The following is a 17,217-nucleotide window of genomic DNA, read 5'->3' as shown; positions in this document are numbered from 1 at the left end:
GGGGGCAACTGTCCAGATATTTAACGTTTTTTTAAGGGGGTGGGGGGTGAGAGGGAAAAACTTGCTTAAAATTAGAAAATGAGCGAGTTTTTATGTTATACTTGTACCAGGTACAGAGAAACAAAAAAGCACGTCTGATCGTGCTAGTTTCTTGCCTGCTGAACTCATCAATTTAGTGGCCCTTTTTGAGGGCTTTTTTTTGTGAACTTTTTATGAACTTTAAAAGATTTGTAAGAGTCTCTAATGAATTGCGTTTTTTTAAAATTTGGCAATACTAGTTCTTTTAGAGAGCTAAAGTGATAAAGCAATATTCGTGAAATATTTTTGCTTAATTTAAAATGAGGTAGGATAGGGAAAAAATGGGCAAAAAATGGTATAATGATGAGTAAAGTGTTTTGACAGGGAGGAGGCCAAGGATGAATTTTCAACAATTATCCAATTTACAATACTGGACGAGTTTGTTTTCAAGTCCTTGGAGTATAGTCACCAATCTGATTGATATTCTCATTGTGACTTATATTTTATATCATTTTACTAAAGCTATTGCAGGCACCAAGATTATGATATTGGTCCGTGGAGTCTTAGTTTTTATTCTAGCCCAGATTCTTTCCAATATGATTGGTTTAACGACTATTTCCTGGTTAATCAATCAGATCATCACCTACGGGGTGATTGCAGCGGTGGTTATCTTTTCACCAGAGATTCGGACTGGTTTGGAGCGATTGGGCCGGGCTACTGATTTCTTCTCCAATGCCCCTATTAGTGCGGAAGAGCAGATGGTTCGTGCATTTGTGAAATCAGTTGAATACATGAGCCCTCGTAAGATTGGGGCGCTTGTAGTGGTTCAGAGAGTGAGAACCTTGCAGGAATACATCTCGACAGGGATCCCTTTAGATGCCAAAATTTCGGCTGAATTGCTTATCAATATTTTCATTCCCAATACTCCCTTGCATGATGGTGCTGTCATTATCAAGGAAGACCGAATTGCTGTAACTTCAGCCTATCTACCCTTGACTGAAGATACCGGGATTTCCAAGGAGTTTGGAACGCGTCACAGGGCGGCGATTGGTTTGTCGGAAGTGTCAGATGCTCTTACCTTTGTGGTTTCGGAAGAAACGGGTGGAATCTCCATCACCTATAATGGAGTCTTTAAGCATGATTTGACCTTGGAAGAGTTTGAATCTGAATTGAGAAGAATCTTACTTCCAACATCAGAGAAAAAGCAAGGTCTGAAAGAGCGCTTGCTAGGAGGATTGAAACATGAGAAAAAATAGTCTATACATCATTTCTTCCTTCTTTTTCGCCTGCATTCTCTTTATCTATGCAACATTGACAAACTATCAGAATAGCAACAGTGCCAGACAGGTGCGGACGGAGACTTATACGAACACAGTTCTTAATGTCCCAATTGATATTCAGTATGACAGTGATCAGTATTTTATCAGTGGTTTTACATCTGAGGTGACGGTCTTTCTAACAGGGTCAAATAGAGTTGCTTTGGCGAGTGAGATGCAGGAAAGCACCCGCAAATTTAAGGTGACAGCTGATCTTTCTGATGCCAGTGTAGGAACCATCGAAGTTCCTCTAACCATTGAAAATCTTCCGAGCGGTTTGACGGCTGTTGCGACACCGCAAAAGATAACAGTGAAGGTCGGTAAAAAAGCAAAACGGGACAATGTCATTGTTGTGCCGGAGATTGATCCTAGTCAGATTGATTCTCGCGTGAAAATCGATACAGTTACTGTATCAGATGAAAAAGTAACGGTTATTAGTGATGAGGAAACCCTCTCCAAAGTAGATCGTGTCATTGCCATCTTACCGACGAGTGAACGGATAACTGGAAACTACTCGTCCTCTGTTCCTCTACAAGCAGTCGATAAAAATGGAAATGTCTTACCAAGCGTCATTATGCCATTTGACACAACTATGAAAATTACAACAAAAACAGCAACGTCTAGTTCAAGTAACTCGTCAACAAGTTCTTCAGAAGGCAGTTCGTCTTCAACGAGTTCAGAAACAAAATCAGATTCGTCTAAACAATAATAAATAATAGAAAAGGATGATAAATAAAATGGGTAAATATTTTGGGACCGATGGAGTCCGTGGAGAAGCAAACGTAGAACTGACACCAGAATTGGCTTTTAAACTAGGCCGTTTTGGTGGATATGTCCTCAGTCAACACGAAACAGAAGCCCCTAAAGTCTTTGTAGGACGCGATACACGTATCTCAGGAGAAATGCTAGAATCTGCCTTGGTGGCAGGTCTCCTCTCTGTAGGGATTCACGTCTACAAACTTGGTGTCCTTGCAACACCAGCAGTAGCTTACTTGGTAAAAACTGAGGGAGCCAGTGCAGGTGTCATGATTTCCGCTAGCCACAACCCAGCCCTTGATAATGGAATTAAGTTCTTTGGTGGGGATGGTTTCAAACTTGATGATGAAAAAGAAGCAGAAATCGAAGCCTTGCTAGATGCTGCTGAAGATACTCTTCCTCGTCCAAGTGCAGAAGGTCTAGGAACCTTAGTGGACTATCCAGAAGGCTTGCGTAAGTACGAGGGCTACCTTGTTTCAACTGGAACTCCTCTTGAAGGAATGAAAGTGGCCTTGGACACAGCAAACGGTGCAGCGTCTACAAGTGCCCGTCAGATTTTTGCTGATCTTGGTGCTCAGTTGACAGTTATTGGCGAAACACCAGATGGTCTTAATATCAACTTGAATGTGGGTTCTACACACCCAGAAGCTCTTCAAGAAGTAGTGAAAGAAAGCCAGTCAGCTATTGGTTTGGCCTTTGACGGAGACAGTGACCGTTTGATTGCTGTTGATGAAAATGGCGATATCGTTGATGGTGATAAGATCATGTATATCATCGGGAAATACCTTTCTGAAAAAGGCCAGTTAGCTCAAAATACGATCGTAACAACCGTTATGTCTAACCTTGGTTTCCATAAGGCCTTGGATCGTGAAGGCATCAATAAGGCAGTCACTGCAGTTGGTGACCGCTATGTCGTCGAAGAAATGAGAAAATCAGGCTATAACCTTGGCGGTGAACAGTCTGGTCACGTTATCTTGATGGATTACAATACGACAGGTGATGGACAGTTAACTGCCGTTCAACTAACAAAAGTTATACGGGAAACCGGTAAAACCTTGTCTCAACTAGCATCAGAAGTGACGATTTACCCACAAAAACTGGTCAATATCCGAGTGGAAAATGCTATGAAAGAAAAAGCCATGGAAGTACCAGCCATTAAGACAATCATCGAAAAGATGGAAGGAGAAATGGCAGGGAACGGTCGTATCCTTGTCCGCCCAAGTGGAACAGAACCCCTTTTGCGCGTCATGGCAGAAGCCCCAACAACAGAAGAAGTTAACTACTACGTAGATACGATTGCTGCTGTTGTTAAAGATGAAATCGGAATTGACTAAAGCCTAGAAAACTAGATGAAATGATAAAAATGTGGTACAATTGCATAGTAAATTGTAGCAATGGGAGAGAAAAATGAATCTTAAACGAGAACAAGAATTTGTTAGCCAGTATCACTTTGATGCTCGTAACTTTGAATGGGAAAATGAAAATGGGGCTCCTGAAACCAAGGTAGACGTGAATTTCCAGTTGCTCCAATACGACCAAGAAAATCAAGTGACTTCGCTTGTTGTTATCTTGAGTTTCATGATTGTCTTTGACAAATTTGTCATTAGCGGAACAATTTCTCAAGTTAACCATGTGGAAGGCCGTATTGTCAACGAACCAAGTGAATTTAATCAAGAAGAAGTTGAAACCTTGGCACGTCCATGCTTGAACATGCTCAATCGTTTGACGTATGAAGTAACAGAAATCGCCTTGGATCTTCCAGGGATCAATTTGGAGTTTTAGTCATGAAATTAGCTGTCATTACAGATTCTTCGGCCTATTTAGAGGAGAAGACGCTGCAAAGAGAGAATCTTTTTATCTTGGATATTCCTGTCAATATCGATGGAGAGGAGTATGTTGAAGGTGTCAATCTGACTGCTGAGGAATTTTATCAAAAAATGGCTCAGTCTGCAGAATTGCCTAAAACTAGTCAACCGAGTATTGCCAAATTGGATGAGATTCTAAGTTCTTTGAAAGATGAGGGTTATACCCATGTCTTGGGACTCTTTCTTTCGTCAGGAATTTCAGGCTTTTATCAGAACATCCAATATATGTTGGATGAGTATGATGGCTTGACCATTGCCTTTCCAGATACCCATATCACAAGTTCCCCTCTCGGATTTATGGTGGAGAGTGCCTTTGAATGGGCAGAACAAGGCGATGATTTTGCCCAGATTCAGGAGAAGTTGGGGATCCAAATTGCTGATAATTCAGCCTTTATCATAGTAGATGATCTCGACCACTTGGTTAAGGGAGGACGTTTGTCAAATGGGGCTGCTATCTTAGGGAATCTCCTCAGTATCAAGCCTATCCTTTACTTTAATGACCAAGGAGTGATTGAAGTTTACGAAAAAGTTCGTACAGAAAAGAAAGCAATCAAACGTTTGGTGGAAATCATCAAGGAGTTGACAAAAGATGGGGACTACCGTATAACAGTCATCCATGGCAATGCTCCTCAAAAGGCAGCGGATATACGTCAGCTTTTGATTGAGAGTGGTGTGAATTCTGAGATTCCAATTGTTAGCTTTGGTAGTGTCATTGGGACCCACCTTGGAGAAGGTAGTATCGCCTTGAGCTATGCACCAATCGTCTAAATTGTTCTTACAAGCTTTGTATCTTAGAAATTGAACACGGCCTACCTGCCCCTTGAAAAAAGATGCCTGTTTTGCCTTTCGTGGAAAGTCAGCGCCATTCCCTATTTTTCATGGGCAGCTAACGTCCTTTGTATCTTGATAATTGAACACGCCTGGAACCCTGTGTGAAAAAGATAGTTCTTCCAAGGAGTAGACACTCCTTGATCAGAACTCCTATTTTCACTTTGTGTTCTTACAGGCTTTGCATCTTAGAAATTGAACACGGACTATCTGCCCCTTGAAAAAAGATGCCTGTCTTGCCTTTCGTGGAAAGCCAGCGCCATTCCCTATTTTTCATGGGCAGCTAACGTCCTTTGTATCTTAGTCAGGAGTAGAGATGAGTATTCGAGTAATTATTGCCGGTTTTAAGGGAAAGATGGGCCAAGCTGCTTGTCAGATGGTCTTGGCTGATCCAGACTTGGATTTGGTCGCAGTTTTGGATCCTTTTGAGTCTGAGTCAGAATGGCAGGGAATTCCTGTCTTCAATGATAAGGCTGACTTGGCTGGTTTTGAAGCAGATGTTTGGGTAGACTTTACTACACCAGCCGTTGCCTACGAAAATACACGCTTTGCTCTTGAAAATGGCTTTGCTCCAGTAGTTGGAACAACAGGCTTTACTAGTGAAGAAATTGCAGAACTAAAAGCATTTTCCCGTGAACAAGATTTGGGTGGTTTGATTGCCCCTAATTTTGCCTTGGGTGCTGTCTTACTTATGCAATTTGCGACGCAGGCTGCAAAATATTTCCCAAATGTGGAGATTATCGAGCTCCATCATGACAAGAAAAAAGATGCTCCGAGCGGAACAGCCATTAAAACGGCTGAGCTGATGGCGGAAGTGCGAGAGTCTATCCAACAAGGTGCGCCTGATGAGGAAGAGTTGATTGCAGGTGCCCGTGGTGCTGACTTTGATGGCATGCGTATTCACTCGGTTCGTCTACCAGGCTTGGTAGCTCATCAAGAAGTCATCTTTGGAAATCAGGGAGAAGGATTGACCCTTCGTCATGACTCCTATGATCGCAGCTCCTTCATGACAGGGGTCAATTTGGGAATCAAAGAAGTTGTCAAGCGTCATGAGCTTGTCTATGGATTAGAACACTTATTATGAGATTAATGCAAATGCCTTCTGAATTTCAGAAGGCTTTACCAGTATTAGAAAAAATTAAAGAAGCAGGCTTTGAAGCCTATTTTGTTGGGGGCTCTGTTCGAGATGCCCTCCTCAATCGTCCCATCCACGATGTGGATATTGCGACTTCTTCCTATCCAGAGGAGACCAAGCAGATTTTTCCGCGAACAGCTGATATCGGAATCGAGCACGGAACTGTCTTGGTCTTAGATGGGGATGAGGAGTATGAGGTAACGACCTTTCGAACTGAAGATGTCTATGTGGACTATCGTAGACCCAGTGCGGTTTCCTTTGTGCGTTCGCTAGAAGAAGACCTCAAGCGCCGTGATTTCACAGTTAATGCCTTTGCCTTGGATGAGACAGGCGAAATCATTGACTTGTTCCATGGTTTAGTAGATTTAAAAAATCAAGTCTTGCGGGCAGTTGGAGTGGCTAGTGAGCGTTTTAATGAAGATGCTCTGCGGATTATGCGTGGTTTCCGTTTTCAGGCCAGTCTCGGTTTTAAACTTGAGTCAGAAACTTTTGAGGCGATGAAGACTTTGACGCCGCTTTTGGAGAAGATTTCTGTGGAACGCACCTTCGTTGAGTTTGATAAGCTCTTGCGGGCACCTTTTTGGCGAGTTGGTCTGTCTTCCATGATTGAGAGCCGAGCTTATGACTATCTTCCAGATATGGCAGGAAGCCAGGACAAGCTCAACAGACTGTTTGATTTGGAGGCGGATTTCACTTTTGAATCTTCTGAACAAGCTTGGGCGGCTCTTTTGTGGGCTTTGGAGATTAAAGATGCACAGCCATTTTTGAAGGCGTGGAAAACCTCACGCCAGTTTGCCAAGCAAGTTCAGGATTTACTGAATATTTTGGCTCTGCGAGAAGAAGGAGAATTGAGCAAGCGTGATTGTTACCGCTTTGACTTGGATTCTCTTCTAAAAGCTGAAAAGCTTCGTCAGGCTCAAGGAAAAGAAGTCAACCAACAAGCCATTACAGAAACTTACCAGAGTTTGACCATTCATGATAAGAAAGAAATCCAGATTAACGGTGGCATTTTAATCAAGGAATATGGTTACCAACCTGGGCCAGATTTGGGAGAGCTTTTAACAGAGATTGAGTATGCCATTGTCGATGGAGAGTTGGAAAATGACCGACAAGCAATCCAGGATTACCTGAGGGAGAAAAAATGAGTGATTTTATCGTTGAAAAACTAAGTAAATCCGTCGGTGACAAAACTGTTTTTAAGGATATTTCCTTTATTATCCATGATTTGGATAGAATCGGTCTGATTGGTGTCAATGGAACGGGTAAGACCACTCTGTTAGATGTCCTTTCTGGTGTTTCTGGCTTTGATGGGGATGTCAGTCCCTTTTCGTCTAAGAATGACTACAAGATTGGCTACTTGACCCAGAATCCAGATTTTGATGATAGCAAGACGGTCTTGGATACGGTTCTCTCCAGCGACTTCAAGGAAATCCAGCTCATTCGTGAGTATGAACTCCTCATGCTCAACTACAGTGAGGACAAGCAGGCGCGTTTGGAACGGGTCATGGCTGAGATGGACTCCCTCCAAGCATGGGAAATCGAAAGTCAGGTCAAGACCGTTCTCAGCAAGTTGGGTATTCAGGATTTGTCGACTCCAGTTGGTGAATTGTCAGGTGGTCTGAGAAGACGTGTTCAGTTGGCGCAAGTTCTCCTAGGAAACCACGACCTCTTGTTACTGGATGAGCCGACAAACCATCTGGACATTGCGACCATCGAGTGGCTGACACTCTTTTTGAAAAATTCCAAGAAGACGGTTCTCTTTATCACCCATGATCGCTATTTCCTAGACGCGTTGTCAACACGAATTTTCGAGTTGGACCGAGCAGGCTTGACCGAGTATCAGGGAAATTATCAGGACTATGTTCGTCTTAAGGCGGAACAAGATGAGCGCGACGCTGCTCTCCTTCACAAGAAAGAACAACTCTATAAGCAAGAATTGGCCTGGATGCGCAGACAACCGCAAGCGCGTGCGACCAAGCAGCAGGCCCGGATCAATCGTTTTCACGACTTGAAAAAGGAAGTTTCAGATAATCCTACTGAGACAGACTTAACCATGAACTTTGAGACCAGTCGGATTGGGAAAAAAGTCATCGAGTTTAAAGATGTTTCCTTTGCTTATGAGAATAAGCCAATATTGCAAGATTTTAATCTCTTGGTGCAAGCTAAAGACCGTATCGGTATCGTTGGGGACAACGGTGTTGGGAAATCAACCCTACTCAACTTGATTGCAGGAAGTCTTGAGCCAACTGAAGGACAAGTTGTGAGAGGGGAAACTGTTCGCATCGCCTATTTCTCTCAACAAATTGAAGGCTTGGATGAAAGCAAACGAGTTATCAATTACTTGCAGGAAGTAGCAGAAGAGGTTAAGACTAGTGGTGGTTCTACGACTTCCATTGCAGAGTTGCTAGAGCAGTTCCTCTTCCCACGTTCGACGCATGGAACCTTGATTGAGAAATTGTCAGGTGGAGAGAAAAAACGTCTTTATCTCCTCAAATTGCTTTTGGAAAAACCAAATGTTCTTCTTTTGGACGAGCCAACCAATGACCTAGACATTGCGACTCTGACAGTTTTGGAGAATTTCTTGCAGAGCTTTGCAGGGCCTGTCTTGACAGTTAGCCATGACCGCTATTTCTTGGATAAGGTAGCAACTAAGATTCTTGCTTTTGAGGATGGCAAGATTCGTCCTTTCTTTGGTCATTACACAGACTATCTTGACGAAAAAGCCTTTGAAACAGAGATGGCCAATCAAGTGCAAAAGGCCGAAAAGGAGAAAGTGGTCAAGGTCCGTGAAGACAAGAAACGTATGACCTACCAAGAAAAGCAGGAGTGGGCAAGCATTGAAGGCGATATTGAAGCCTTGGAAAATAGTATTACTGCTATTGAAGAAGAAATGCAGGCAAATGGCTCTGATTTTGGCAAACTGGCGACTCTTCAAAAAGAACTGGATGAGAAAAACGAAGAACTCCTTGAAAAATACGAACGCTATGAATACCTAAGTGAGTTTGATAGTTAGAAGAATAGAAAAATCCCGTCTCATGACAGGATTTCTCTATTCTTTTTTTGTCTCTTGATGAAAGATATTTTGCCAAGTCTCATGGCGACGCCAGATACTGGTATGGACAATTCCATCCATTTCATAGCAAATGAGCTTGTTTTTTTGACTGATGGAAGTAATCTGAATGTCCTTGATTATAGTAGGTAGTTCTTTTGCAGCTTTGTAGGCGCCCTTATCCATCTGTTTCCCATCTTGACGGATATAGAGAAAGTCCTCAGCAAGGAGTTCTTCTAGCTGATTCCCCTGGTCAATCAATTGCTCGCGCATGAGTAGTTTTTTATAAACATTGTCCAAAATTTCGTCTTCAGGTATAGGAGCAGGTTCGATATGGACATCAGTATCAAATACTCCAAATCGTTCTTCTAGCATAGACTCAACCTGGTCCGCAATTTCGTGACTTTCATAGACTGATAGGTCGGGATTCATCTCCAGCGTGATATCAAGGTAGATATTGCTACCGTAGGTACGCCCTCTTTGGGACTTAACCTTACTAATCTTTGGAATCTCCATGATAGCCTTCTGATAATCCTCCAGCAGACGGTCGTCAAAACCATCTGAAAGACTAAAGGAAGACTCGATAAAGATATCATAGGCTGTTTTTAAGATAAAGAAAGTGATGATGATAGCGACCAGTTTATCCACGATTGGATAATTGAAACTGCTGGCTAGGATGGCAATGGAAGTCCCCAGCGAGGTGACAGCATCGGAAAGATTGTCCTTGGTAGCAGCCTTGAGAGCCTTGGATTTGGATTTTTTACTGAGGCGGGTATTATAGAGATAAACGGCGAACATGACTGCCGCAGAGACGACTCCGAGAGTTGCACCCAGTGGGTCGATAACTGTCTGTTCCCGACTGAGAATTTTTTGAATGGTGTCCCGAAGAACATCAAAGCCAACGTAGAACATGATGATGGAAGTAATCAAACTAGCCAAATCTTCAATCTTCCAGTGACCGAAACGATGGTCACGGTCTGCGGGCTGGCGAGCCATACGAATGCCAATCAGAAGAGCAACATTTCCGATAATATCTGATAGGTTGTTGAAACCATCCGCTACCAAACTGGAAGAATGTAGGAGGTGGCCAGTCGCTAATTTTGCCGCAGACAAGAGGAGGTAGGTCGAAATGCTGATAATGGCACCACGTTCCGCCAACTTGAGATTTGACATGGATTGATTCATCGGACTTCCTTTCTAGTGTTGAGATTCTGTTTTCATTATACTGGTTTTCATAGGAAAATTCAAATTTAGTCCTCCTTCATCGAATTTTAATGATTGAAAACTTTTCAAAATTTGGTATAATAGTACTACTCAAGGGAGTAGCTGGCAGAAACCTGTGATAGTGTCGTCATTCCGAATTGTATACTGAAAAGTATGTTTTCCGGCACTATCTTAAACAGCGAGACTTGTTATGATTAACAGGTCTCTTTTTGTTTGTCATAAAACTAAAAGAGAACTTGTTTTGCACACAATGTCAAGGAGGAGACACATGTCAAAAGAACAAAAACGCCAAGCGTTTTACACTCAGAGTCCTGAAGAGGTCTTGAAGTCAGTTGAAGCAACTGAACAAGGTCTCTCGTCTAGCGAAGCGCAGAAACGCCTAGCTGAATATGGACGCAATGAACTGGAAGAGGGTGAGAAAAAATCTCTCCTAGTCAAGTTTATTGAGCAATTTAAGGATTTGATGATTATCATCCTAATTGCTGCGGCTATCTTGTCCGTCATAACTTCTGGTGGGGAAGATATCGCAGATGCCATCATTATCCTTGCCGTGGTTATCATCAACGCTGCCTTTGGTGTTTACCAAGAAGGAAAAGCAGAAGAAGCCATCGAAGCCCTCAAGTCTATGTCTAGTCCAGCTGCTCGCGTTCTTCGTGATGGGCACATGGCTGAGATTGATTCCAAAGAATTGGTGCCAGGTGATATCGTAGCTCTCGAAGCTGGTGATGTAGTGCCAGCAGACCTACGTTTGCTAGAAGCTAACTCTCTTAAAATCGAAGAAGCAGCCCTAACAGGCGAGTCTGTTCCAGTTGAAAAAGACTTGACAGTCGAGCTCGCTGCAGATGCTGGTATTGGTGACCGTGTCAATATGGCCTTTCAAAACTCAAATGTGACTTATGGTCGTGGTCTTGGTGTTGTTGTCAATACAGGTATGTACACTGAAGTGGGTCATATCGCTGGCATGCTCCAAGATGCGGATGAGACGGATACACCTCTCAAACAAAACTTGAACAACCTTTCTAAGGTCTTGACGTACGCTATCTTGGTCATTGCCCTTGTTACTTTTGTTGTTGGTGTCTTCATTCAAGGAAAAAATCCACTTGGTGAGTTGATGACCTCTGTTGCGCTTGCTGTTGCAGCCATTCCAGAAGGACTCCCAGCTATCGTAACCATCGTTCTTGCCCTTGGTACTCAAGTTTTGGCCAAACGAAACTCTATCGTTCGTAAGTTACCAGCAGTTGAAACGCTTGGTTCGACTGAAATCATCGCTTCTGATAAGACTGGTACGCTTACCATGAACAAGATGACAGTCGAGAAAGTCTTCTATGACGCAGTCCTACATGACTCAGCTGATGACATTGAACTTGGCTTGGACATGCCACTACTTCGTTCAGTTGTCTTGGCCAACGATACCAAGATTGATGCTGAAGGAAACCTGATCGGGGATCCAACGGAAACAGCCTTCATCCAGTATGCCTTGGACAAGGGTTACGATGTTAAAGGATTTTTAGAGCAATATCCTCGTGTAGCTGAGTTACCATTTGACTCAGATCGTAAACTCATGTCAACGGTTCATCCATTACCAGATGGTAAATTCCTCGTAGCAGTCAAGGGGGCTCCAGATCAACTTTTGAAACGTTGTGTTGCTCGTGATAAGGCTGGAGATGTTGCTCCGATTGATGAGAAAGTTAATGACTTAATTCACACAAACAACTCTGAAATGGCTCACCAAGCCTTGCGTGTTCTTGCGGGTGCTTATAAGATTGTAGACAGCATTCCAGAAAACCTGACTTCTGAAGAGCTTGAAAACAACTTGATCTTTACTGGATTGATTGGAATGATTGACCCTGAACGTGCCGAAGCAGCAGAAGCTGTTCGTGTCGCTAAGGAAGCGGGAATCCGTCCAATCATGATCACTGGTGACCACCAAGATACAGCGGAAGCCATTGCCAAACGTTTGGGAATCATCGATGAAAATGACTCGGAAGACCATGTCTTGACTGGTGCTGAACTCAACGAACTTTCAGATGAAGAATTTGAAAAAGTCGTTGGTCAATACTCTGTCTACGCGCGTGTATCTCCAGAACACAAGGTTCGTATCGTCAAGGCTTGGCAAAAACAAGGTAAGGTTGTTGCTATGACAGGTGACGGTGTTAATGATGCGCCAGCTCTGAAAACAGCCGATATCGGTATCGGTATGGGAATCACTGGTACAGAGGTTTCTAAGGGGGCTTCTGACATGATTCTTGCAGATGATAACTTTGCGACCATTATCGTCGCAGTTGAAGAAGGACGCAAGGTCTTCTCAAACATTCAAAAGACTATTCAGTACTTACTTTCTGCCAATACTGCTGAAGTATTAACTATCTTCTTATCAACCTTGTTTGGTTGGGACGTCTTGCAGCCAGTTCATCTCTTGTGGATCAACTTGGTAACCGATACCTTCCCAGCTATCGCTCTTGGTGTTGAACCTGCTGAGCCAGGTGTTATGACCCACAAACCTCGTGGACGTAAGTCAAGCTTCTTCTCAGGTGGTGTTTTGAGTTCTATCATCTATCAAGGTGTACTCCAAGCAGCTATTGTTATGAGTGTTTATGGACTTGCAATTGCTTACCCAGTTCATGTGGGTGACAATCATGCCATTCATGCGGATGCCCTTACTATGGCCTTTGCAACCCTTGGTTTGATTCAACTATTCCATGCCTACAATGTCAAGTCTGTTTACCAATCCATCTTGACAGTTGGACCATTCAAGTCTAAGACCTTCAACTGGTCTATCTTGGTATCCTTCATTCTTCTTATGGCAACAATCGTTGTAGAACCGCTTGAAGGTATCTTCCACGTAACCAAACTAGACTTGTCACAATGGGCCATTGTTCTGGCTGGAAGCTTCTCAATGATACTTATCGTCGAAATCGTCAAGTTTGTTCAACGCAAACTTGGTCTTGATAAGAATGCGATTTAAAAAGAAAGTCATCTTCGGATGGCTTTTTTTGCATTTGAGGAGAATGGTTAGAAGTTATCCTCTTTTGTGCTATAATAAAGTAAAATAGCAAGGAGTGAAAGAGAATGGAAAAGAAAATTGTCCGAGATGTCTTATTTTTGTCGCAAGTTTCGAAATCTGCAAGTCAAGAAGATCTTTATCTGGCTAGAGATCTGCAGGATACCCTGCTTGCCAATCGCGAGACCTGTGTCGGTCTGGCGGCTAATATGATTGGGGTGCAGAAGCGTGTCATTATCTTTAATCTTGGCTTGATTCCTATGGTCATGTTTAATCCCGTTCTCCTTTCCTTTAATGGACCTTACGAGACAGAGGAAGGTTGTTTGTCTTTGACTGGGGTGCGACTGACGACTCGTTATGAAACGATTACGGTGTCCTATCGCGATAGCAAGTGGCAGGATCAGACCATTACGTTAACAGGTTTTCCAGCTCAGATCTGTCAACATGAACTGGATCATTTGGAAGGACGGATTATTTAGGAGGAATTCAGATGAAACGCATACTATTTGAACTTGTTTTTATCGCAACGACATGGTATATCTTTTTGCCACCCTTCAATCTGACTAGTTGGGAATTCATCTTCTTTCTCTGTGGGCATCTGGTGGTGATGGGTATTTTGTTTAGTTTCCGCAAGGATACCAATCTCCTCAAGACAGTTCACCTACGCCATGGCAAGGCTGCCAAAGATCTCAATCTAGAAGGATTTCATTTTAATAAATTAGGTGGAGGATTGTTGCTGGCTGCAGGACTCATTTTTGCCCTTGCTGGTCTGGTAAGCCTAGTAACCTCTAGCTTTTTCCAAGCAAAAAATTATGCTAATGTGGTGTCTATCACAGAAAAAGATTTTAAAGATTTTCCTAAGAGTGATACCAGTAAGGTTCCAATTCTAGATCGGAGCACTGCAGAAAAGATTGGAGACCGTTATCTAGGCTCTCTGACGGATAAGGTCTCCCAGTACGTAGCAGCAGATACTTATACCCAGCTGACGGTTGATGGCAAACCTTATCGAGTGACTCCTTTGGAGTATGCCGACCCGATCAAATGGTTTAATAATCAGTCCAAGGGAATTGGCGAGTATATCAAGGTTGATATGGTGACAGGAAATGCGGAATTGGTGGATTTAAAAACGCCGATGAAGTATTCAGACTCCGAGTATTTTAATCGCGATGTCAAACGTCATCTTCGAATCAAGTACCCAACCAAGATTTTTAAAACGCCATCCTTTGAGGTGGATGATGAAGGCAATCCTTTCTATGTAGCAACCGTTTATCAAAAACAGTTTGGTCTAGGAGTTCCTCGTCCTTCATCTGTTATTATCTTGGACGCCACCAATGGAGAAACCAAGGAATACAGCTTGGATGAAGTCCCAGAATGGGTGGATCGTGTCTATCCAGCGGAAGAAACCATCGAACAAATCAACTACAACGGCAAGTATAAAGATGGCTTCTGGAATGCCTTGATTTCTAAGAAAAACGTCACCCAAACGACTGAGGGCTATAACTATCTTTCTATCGGAAATGACATCTATCTCTACACGGGGGTGACTTCAGCAAACGCTGACGAAAGTAATTTAGGTTTTATCCTTGAAAACATGCGCACTGGTGAAATCACCAAGTACAATCTAGCTTCAGCAACCGAGGAATCAGCCCGTGCTTCCGCAGAAGGAGCCGTTCAGGAGAAGGCCTACAAGGCTACCTTCCCTATTCTTGTCAATCTCAATGATAAACCGCTCTATATCATGGGCTTGAAGGACAATGCAGGCTTGGTCAAGGAGTATGCATTGGTTGATGCAGTAGAGTACCAAAACGTCATCGTAGCAGCTACGGTAGATGAACTCCTCAGCAAATATGCCAATAAAAATGACCTCGAGTTGGATAATGAAACGGTAGAAAACATTAAGGGGATCGTCTCAGACCTTAAATCAGCTGTGATTAAGGGTGATACCGTCTACTTCTTCAAAGTTGATGGCAAGATTTATAAGGTCAAGGCTTCAGTGTCAGACGACCTTCCTTACCTCGAGAATGGCCAATCTTTCGAAGGTCAAGTTGGAAAAGATAACTATCTCAAGACCTTTAAAGTCAAGTAAAAGAAACCTCGGTATGAACCGAGGTTTTTAAGATGAAATTCTTGGTCGTAGTTGAAAAATATGCTACACTAACAATATGAAAATTTTAATCCCAACAGCAAAAGAAATGAACACAGACCATCCTTGTATCGAAGCGCTCCCCTTGAGGGAAGAAAGTCAGGCAGTTCTTGATTCACTGGCGCACTACTCAGCTAGTGAATTAGAGACTTTTTATAAGGTATCTGCTGAGAAAGCAGTTGAAGAGTACGGCCATATTCAAGCTCTAAAAGATCACAGTGCTAAGAACTATCCAGCCTTGAAACTATTCGATGGTCTCATGTATCGCCACATAAAACGATATGGGTTAACCGAGGCTGAACAAACCTATCTTGAAAATCATATCCTGATTACCTCGGCTTTATACGGTGTTGTCCCCGCCTTGTCGCCCATGGCTCCTCACCGTTTGGACTTCTTGATGAAGTTAAAAGTTGCTGGTAAGACTTTAAAGAGTCATTGGAAGTCAGCCTATGATGAGGCGCTACAGGATGAGGATTTGATATTTTCACTCCTATCATCAGAGTTTGAAACCGTATTTTCGAAGGAAATCAGAGAAAAGATGGTGACCTTCAAATTTATGGAGGATAAGGCAGGCCAGTTGAAAATCCACTCAACCATTTCAAAAAAAGCCCGTGGCGCCTTTTTGACCGCCTTGATAGAGGGGCAGGTCAAAACAGTCGAACAAGCTCGCAAGCTCAGTTTTGCAGGTTTTGACTACCGACCTAATTTATCAAGTGACTTAGAACTCGTCTTTGTGAAACAAGCATAAAACCAGCTCATTCGAGCTGGTTTTTGCTAGGTTAGTTGATGGCTGCAAGAAGGTCGTCAGCTTGTTTTTCAAGTGATGAAGCAGTTGCTTCTTCTAACACCAATTTTCCGTCTGCCCAAGCAGAGTCATTGACACGAGCGGCAGTAAAGTCACCAACGACTTGTGTACGGATAAATGGCAAGAGGTCTTTATAAATAGCAAAGAGTTGTTCGTGACCGGCATTGGCTACAGATGAGACAGTAACAAACTTGTCTTGGAGGGCAGAAGCACCACGTGTATCAGACAAATCAATGGCACGAGAGAGCCAGTCAAGCAAGTTTTTCACTGTTCCAGGGATAGAGAAGTTGTAGACTGGAGAGAAAATCCAGATGGCATCCGCAGCAAGAACTGCTTCACGAGCAGCAGCTACAGCTGGATGAGTTGGAACTTCCAAATCTTGGCTGAAGAGAGGAACAGCTGAGTAATCAAGATAGCTAACTTCCGCTTTTCCGGCAAGTGCTTTTTCAGCTTCGAGTGCCATTTGGTGGTTGAAAGAACCTTGGCGAAGTGAGCCGACGATAAATAATACTTTTTTAGACATGATATGTTTCCTTTAGTTTAAAATTCAAAGAGCGAACTCTTTTGTTACCATCTATGTTACAACAAATGATACTAATTAGCAATAATTTTGCTCACAAATTTTTAAATTTTTTTAAAATGCGGATTAAGTCTTCCTTTTCGCCATCTTCCAAGATGCTGAGTGCTTCTACGATAGAATCGATATGGTCAGGAAGAATCTCTTCGATTTTTCTGCGTCCTGCAGGTGTTAATTTCAAGAAAAAAGAGCGACGATCCTTGGGGTCACAAGTTCTAGAAATCCACCCATCTCGAACCATGTTTCGAATGACAACAGTCATGTTTCCAGAAGTGGCTAGCATTTTTTCAATCAAATCCTGAATGCGCAGTTCCCCTTTGCTGTAGAGGGTTTCCAAAACTGAAAATTGAGTGGGTGTTAGCCCGTGTTCTTTGGCAGCCTTGGCTTCATATGGTTTAAAAGTTCGTATGGCCTTATTGAGGACGATAGCTGTTTTTAAATCTAATTGATTATCGGAAATTTTCTCTTTTAAATGTTGTTTCATAAGGCTATTTTATCAA

Annotated in this window: 15 protein-coding genes; 12 read left to right on the top strand and 3 right to left on the bottom strand. The window is 42.8% G+C overall.

Annotated elements, in window-relative coordinates; genetic code table 11:
* Nucleotides 1-416: 416 nt before the first annotated feature.
* The 8 genes from cdaA (at nt 417) to D8803_RS04000 (ending at nt 8,931) form a co-directional block, all read left to right on the top strand.
* The gene (gene cdaA, locus D8803_RS04035) at nt 417-1,274 is read left to right on the top strand and encodes a diadenylate cyclase CdaA (protein WP_033584451.1); all 858 of its coding nucleotides are present in this window, start codon (nt 417-419) and stop codon (nt 1,272-1,274) included.
* On the top strand, nt 1,261-2,043 hold the full coding sequence (locus D8803_RS04030) for a YbbR-like domain-containing protein (protein WP_001230922.1): 783 nt from the start codon (nt 1,261-1,263) through the stop codon (nt 2,041-2,043). Before cdaA ends, D8803_RS04030 begins: the two co-directional genes overlap by 14 nt.
* 28 nt (nt 2,044-2,071) lie before the next feature.
* Nucleotides 2,072-3,424: a phosphoglucosamine mutase gene (glmM, locus tag D8803_RS04025; RefSeq protein ID WP_131200325.1), complete on the top strand. Its 1,353-nt coding sequence runs from the start codon at nt 2,072-2,074 to the stop codon at nt 3,422-3,424.
* A gap of 73 nt (nt 3,425-3,497) precedes the next feature.
* The gene (locus D8803_RS04020; protein ID WP_001050095.1) at nt 3,498-3,872 is read left to right on the top strand and encodes a DUF1149 family protein; all 375 of its coding nucleotides are present in this window, start codon (nt 3,498-3,500) and stop codon (nt 3,870-3,872) included.
* A 2-nt stretch (nt 3,873-3,874) separates the two neighbouring features.
* Nucleotides 3,875-4,723 (top strand): DegV family protein, encoded by an 849-nt coding sequence (locus D8803_RS04015; protein WP_131200324.1) that lies wholly within the window; start codon nt 3,875-3,877, stop codon nt 4,721-4,723.
* Nucleotides 4,724-5,099: 376 nt separating this feature from the next.
* Nucleotides 5,100-5,867, top strand: a complete 768-nt coding sequence (gene dapB, locus D8803_RS04010; RefSeq protein ID WP_131200323.1) for a 4-hydroxy-tetrahydrodipicolinate reductase — start codon at nt 5,100-5,102, stop codon at nt 5,865-5,867.
* Nucleotides 5,864-7,063, top strand: coding sequence for a CCA tRNA nucleotidyltransferase (locus D8803_RS04005; RefSeq protein WP_131200322.1), 1,200 nt, complete (start codon nt 5,864-5,866; stop codon nt 7,061-7,063). The genes dapB and D8803_RS04005 overlap by 4 nt, the downstream gene beginning before the upstream one ends.
* On the top strand, nt 7,060-8,931 hold the full coding sequence (locus tag D8803_RS04000) for an ABC-F family ATP-binding cassette domain-containing protein (protein ID WP_131200321.1): 1,872 nt from the start codon (nt 7,060-7,062) through the stop codon (nt 8,929-8,931). Before D8803_RS04005 ends, D8803_RS04000 begins: the two co-directional genes overlap by 4 nt.
* Before the next feature lie 36 nt (nt 8,932-8,967).
* On the opposite strand, the gene D8803_RS03995 is transcribed toward D8803_RS04000, so the two are convergent.
* A complete protein-coding gene (locus tag D8803_RS03995) occupies nt 8,968-10,152 on the bottom strand; it encodes a cation diffusion facilitator family transporter (RefSeq protein ID WP_131200320.1) in 1,185 nt (394 codons plus the stop codon).
* Between the two features lie 307 nt (nt 10,153-10,459).
* On the opposite strand from D8803_RS03995, the gene D8803_RS03990 reads away from it, so the two are divergent.
* From D8803_RS03990 to yaaA, 4 genes are all read left to right on the top strand, one after another.
* Entirely contained in the window at nt 10,460-13,156 is a 2,697-nt protein-coding gene (locus tag D8803_RS03990; RefSeq protein WP_125424618.1) for a cation-translocating P-type ATPase, read from the top strand.
* A gap of 104 nt (nt 13,157-13,260) precedes the next feature.
* The gene (locus tag D8803_RS03985) at nt 13,261-13,671 is read left to right on the top strand and encodes a peptide deformylase (protein ID WP_125424619.1); all 411 of its coding nucleotides are present in this window, start codon (nt 13,261-13,263) and stop codon (nt 13,669-13,671) included.
* Nucleotides 13,672-13,682: 11 nt separating this feature from the next.
* Nucleotides 13,683-15,278, top strand: coding sequence for a hypothetical protein (locus D8803_RS03980; protein ID WP_125424620.1), 1,596 nt, complete (start codon nt 13,683-13,685; stop codon nt 15,276-15,278).
* Nucleotides 15,279-15,354: 76 nt separating this feature from the next.
* Nucleotides 15,355-16,083, top strand: a complete 729-nt coding sequence (gene yaaA, locus D8803_RS03975; protein ID WP_125424621.1) for a peroxide stress protein YaaA — start codon at nt 15,355-15,357, stop codon at nt 16,081-16,083.
* A 31-nt stretch (nt 16,084-16,114) separates the two neighbouring features.
* On the opposite strand, the gene D8803_RS03970 is transcribed toward yaaA, so the two are convergent.
* On the bottom strand, nt 16,115-16,663 hold the full coding sequence (locus D8803_RS03970; protein WP_049520458.1) for an NAD(P)H-dependent oxidoreductase: 549 nt from the start codon (nt 16,661-16,663) through the stop codon (nt 16,115-16,117).
* A gap of 91 nt (nt 16,664-16,754) precedes the next feature.
* Entirely contained in the window at nt 16,755-17,201 is a 447-nt protein-coding gene (locus D8803_RS03965; RefSeq protein WP_084974935.1) for a MarR family winged helix-turn-helix transcriptional regulator, read from the bottom strand.
* Nucleotides 17,202-17,217 lie beyond the last annotated feature (16 nt).

This window comes from Streptococcus oralis (assembly GCF_003943385.1).
GTDB classification, from domain to species: domain Bacteria; phylum Bacillota; class Bacilli; order Lactobacillales; family Streptococcaceae; genus Streptococcus; species Streptococcus oralis_CA.
The sequence above is the reverse complement of the archived record's forward strand: the minus strand, read 5'-3'. Positions and strand labels throughout refer to the sequence as shown.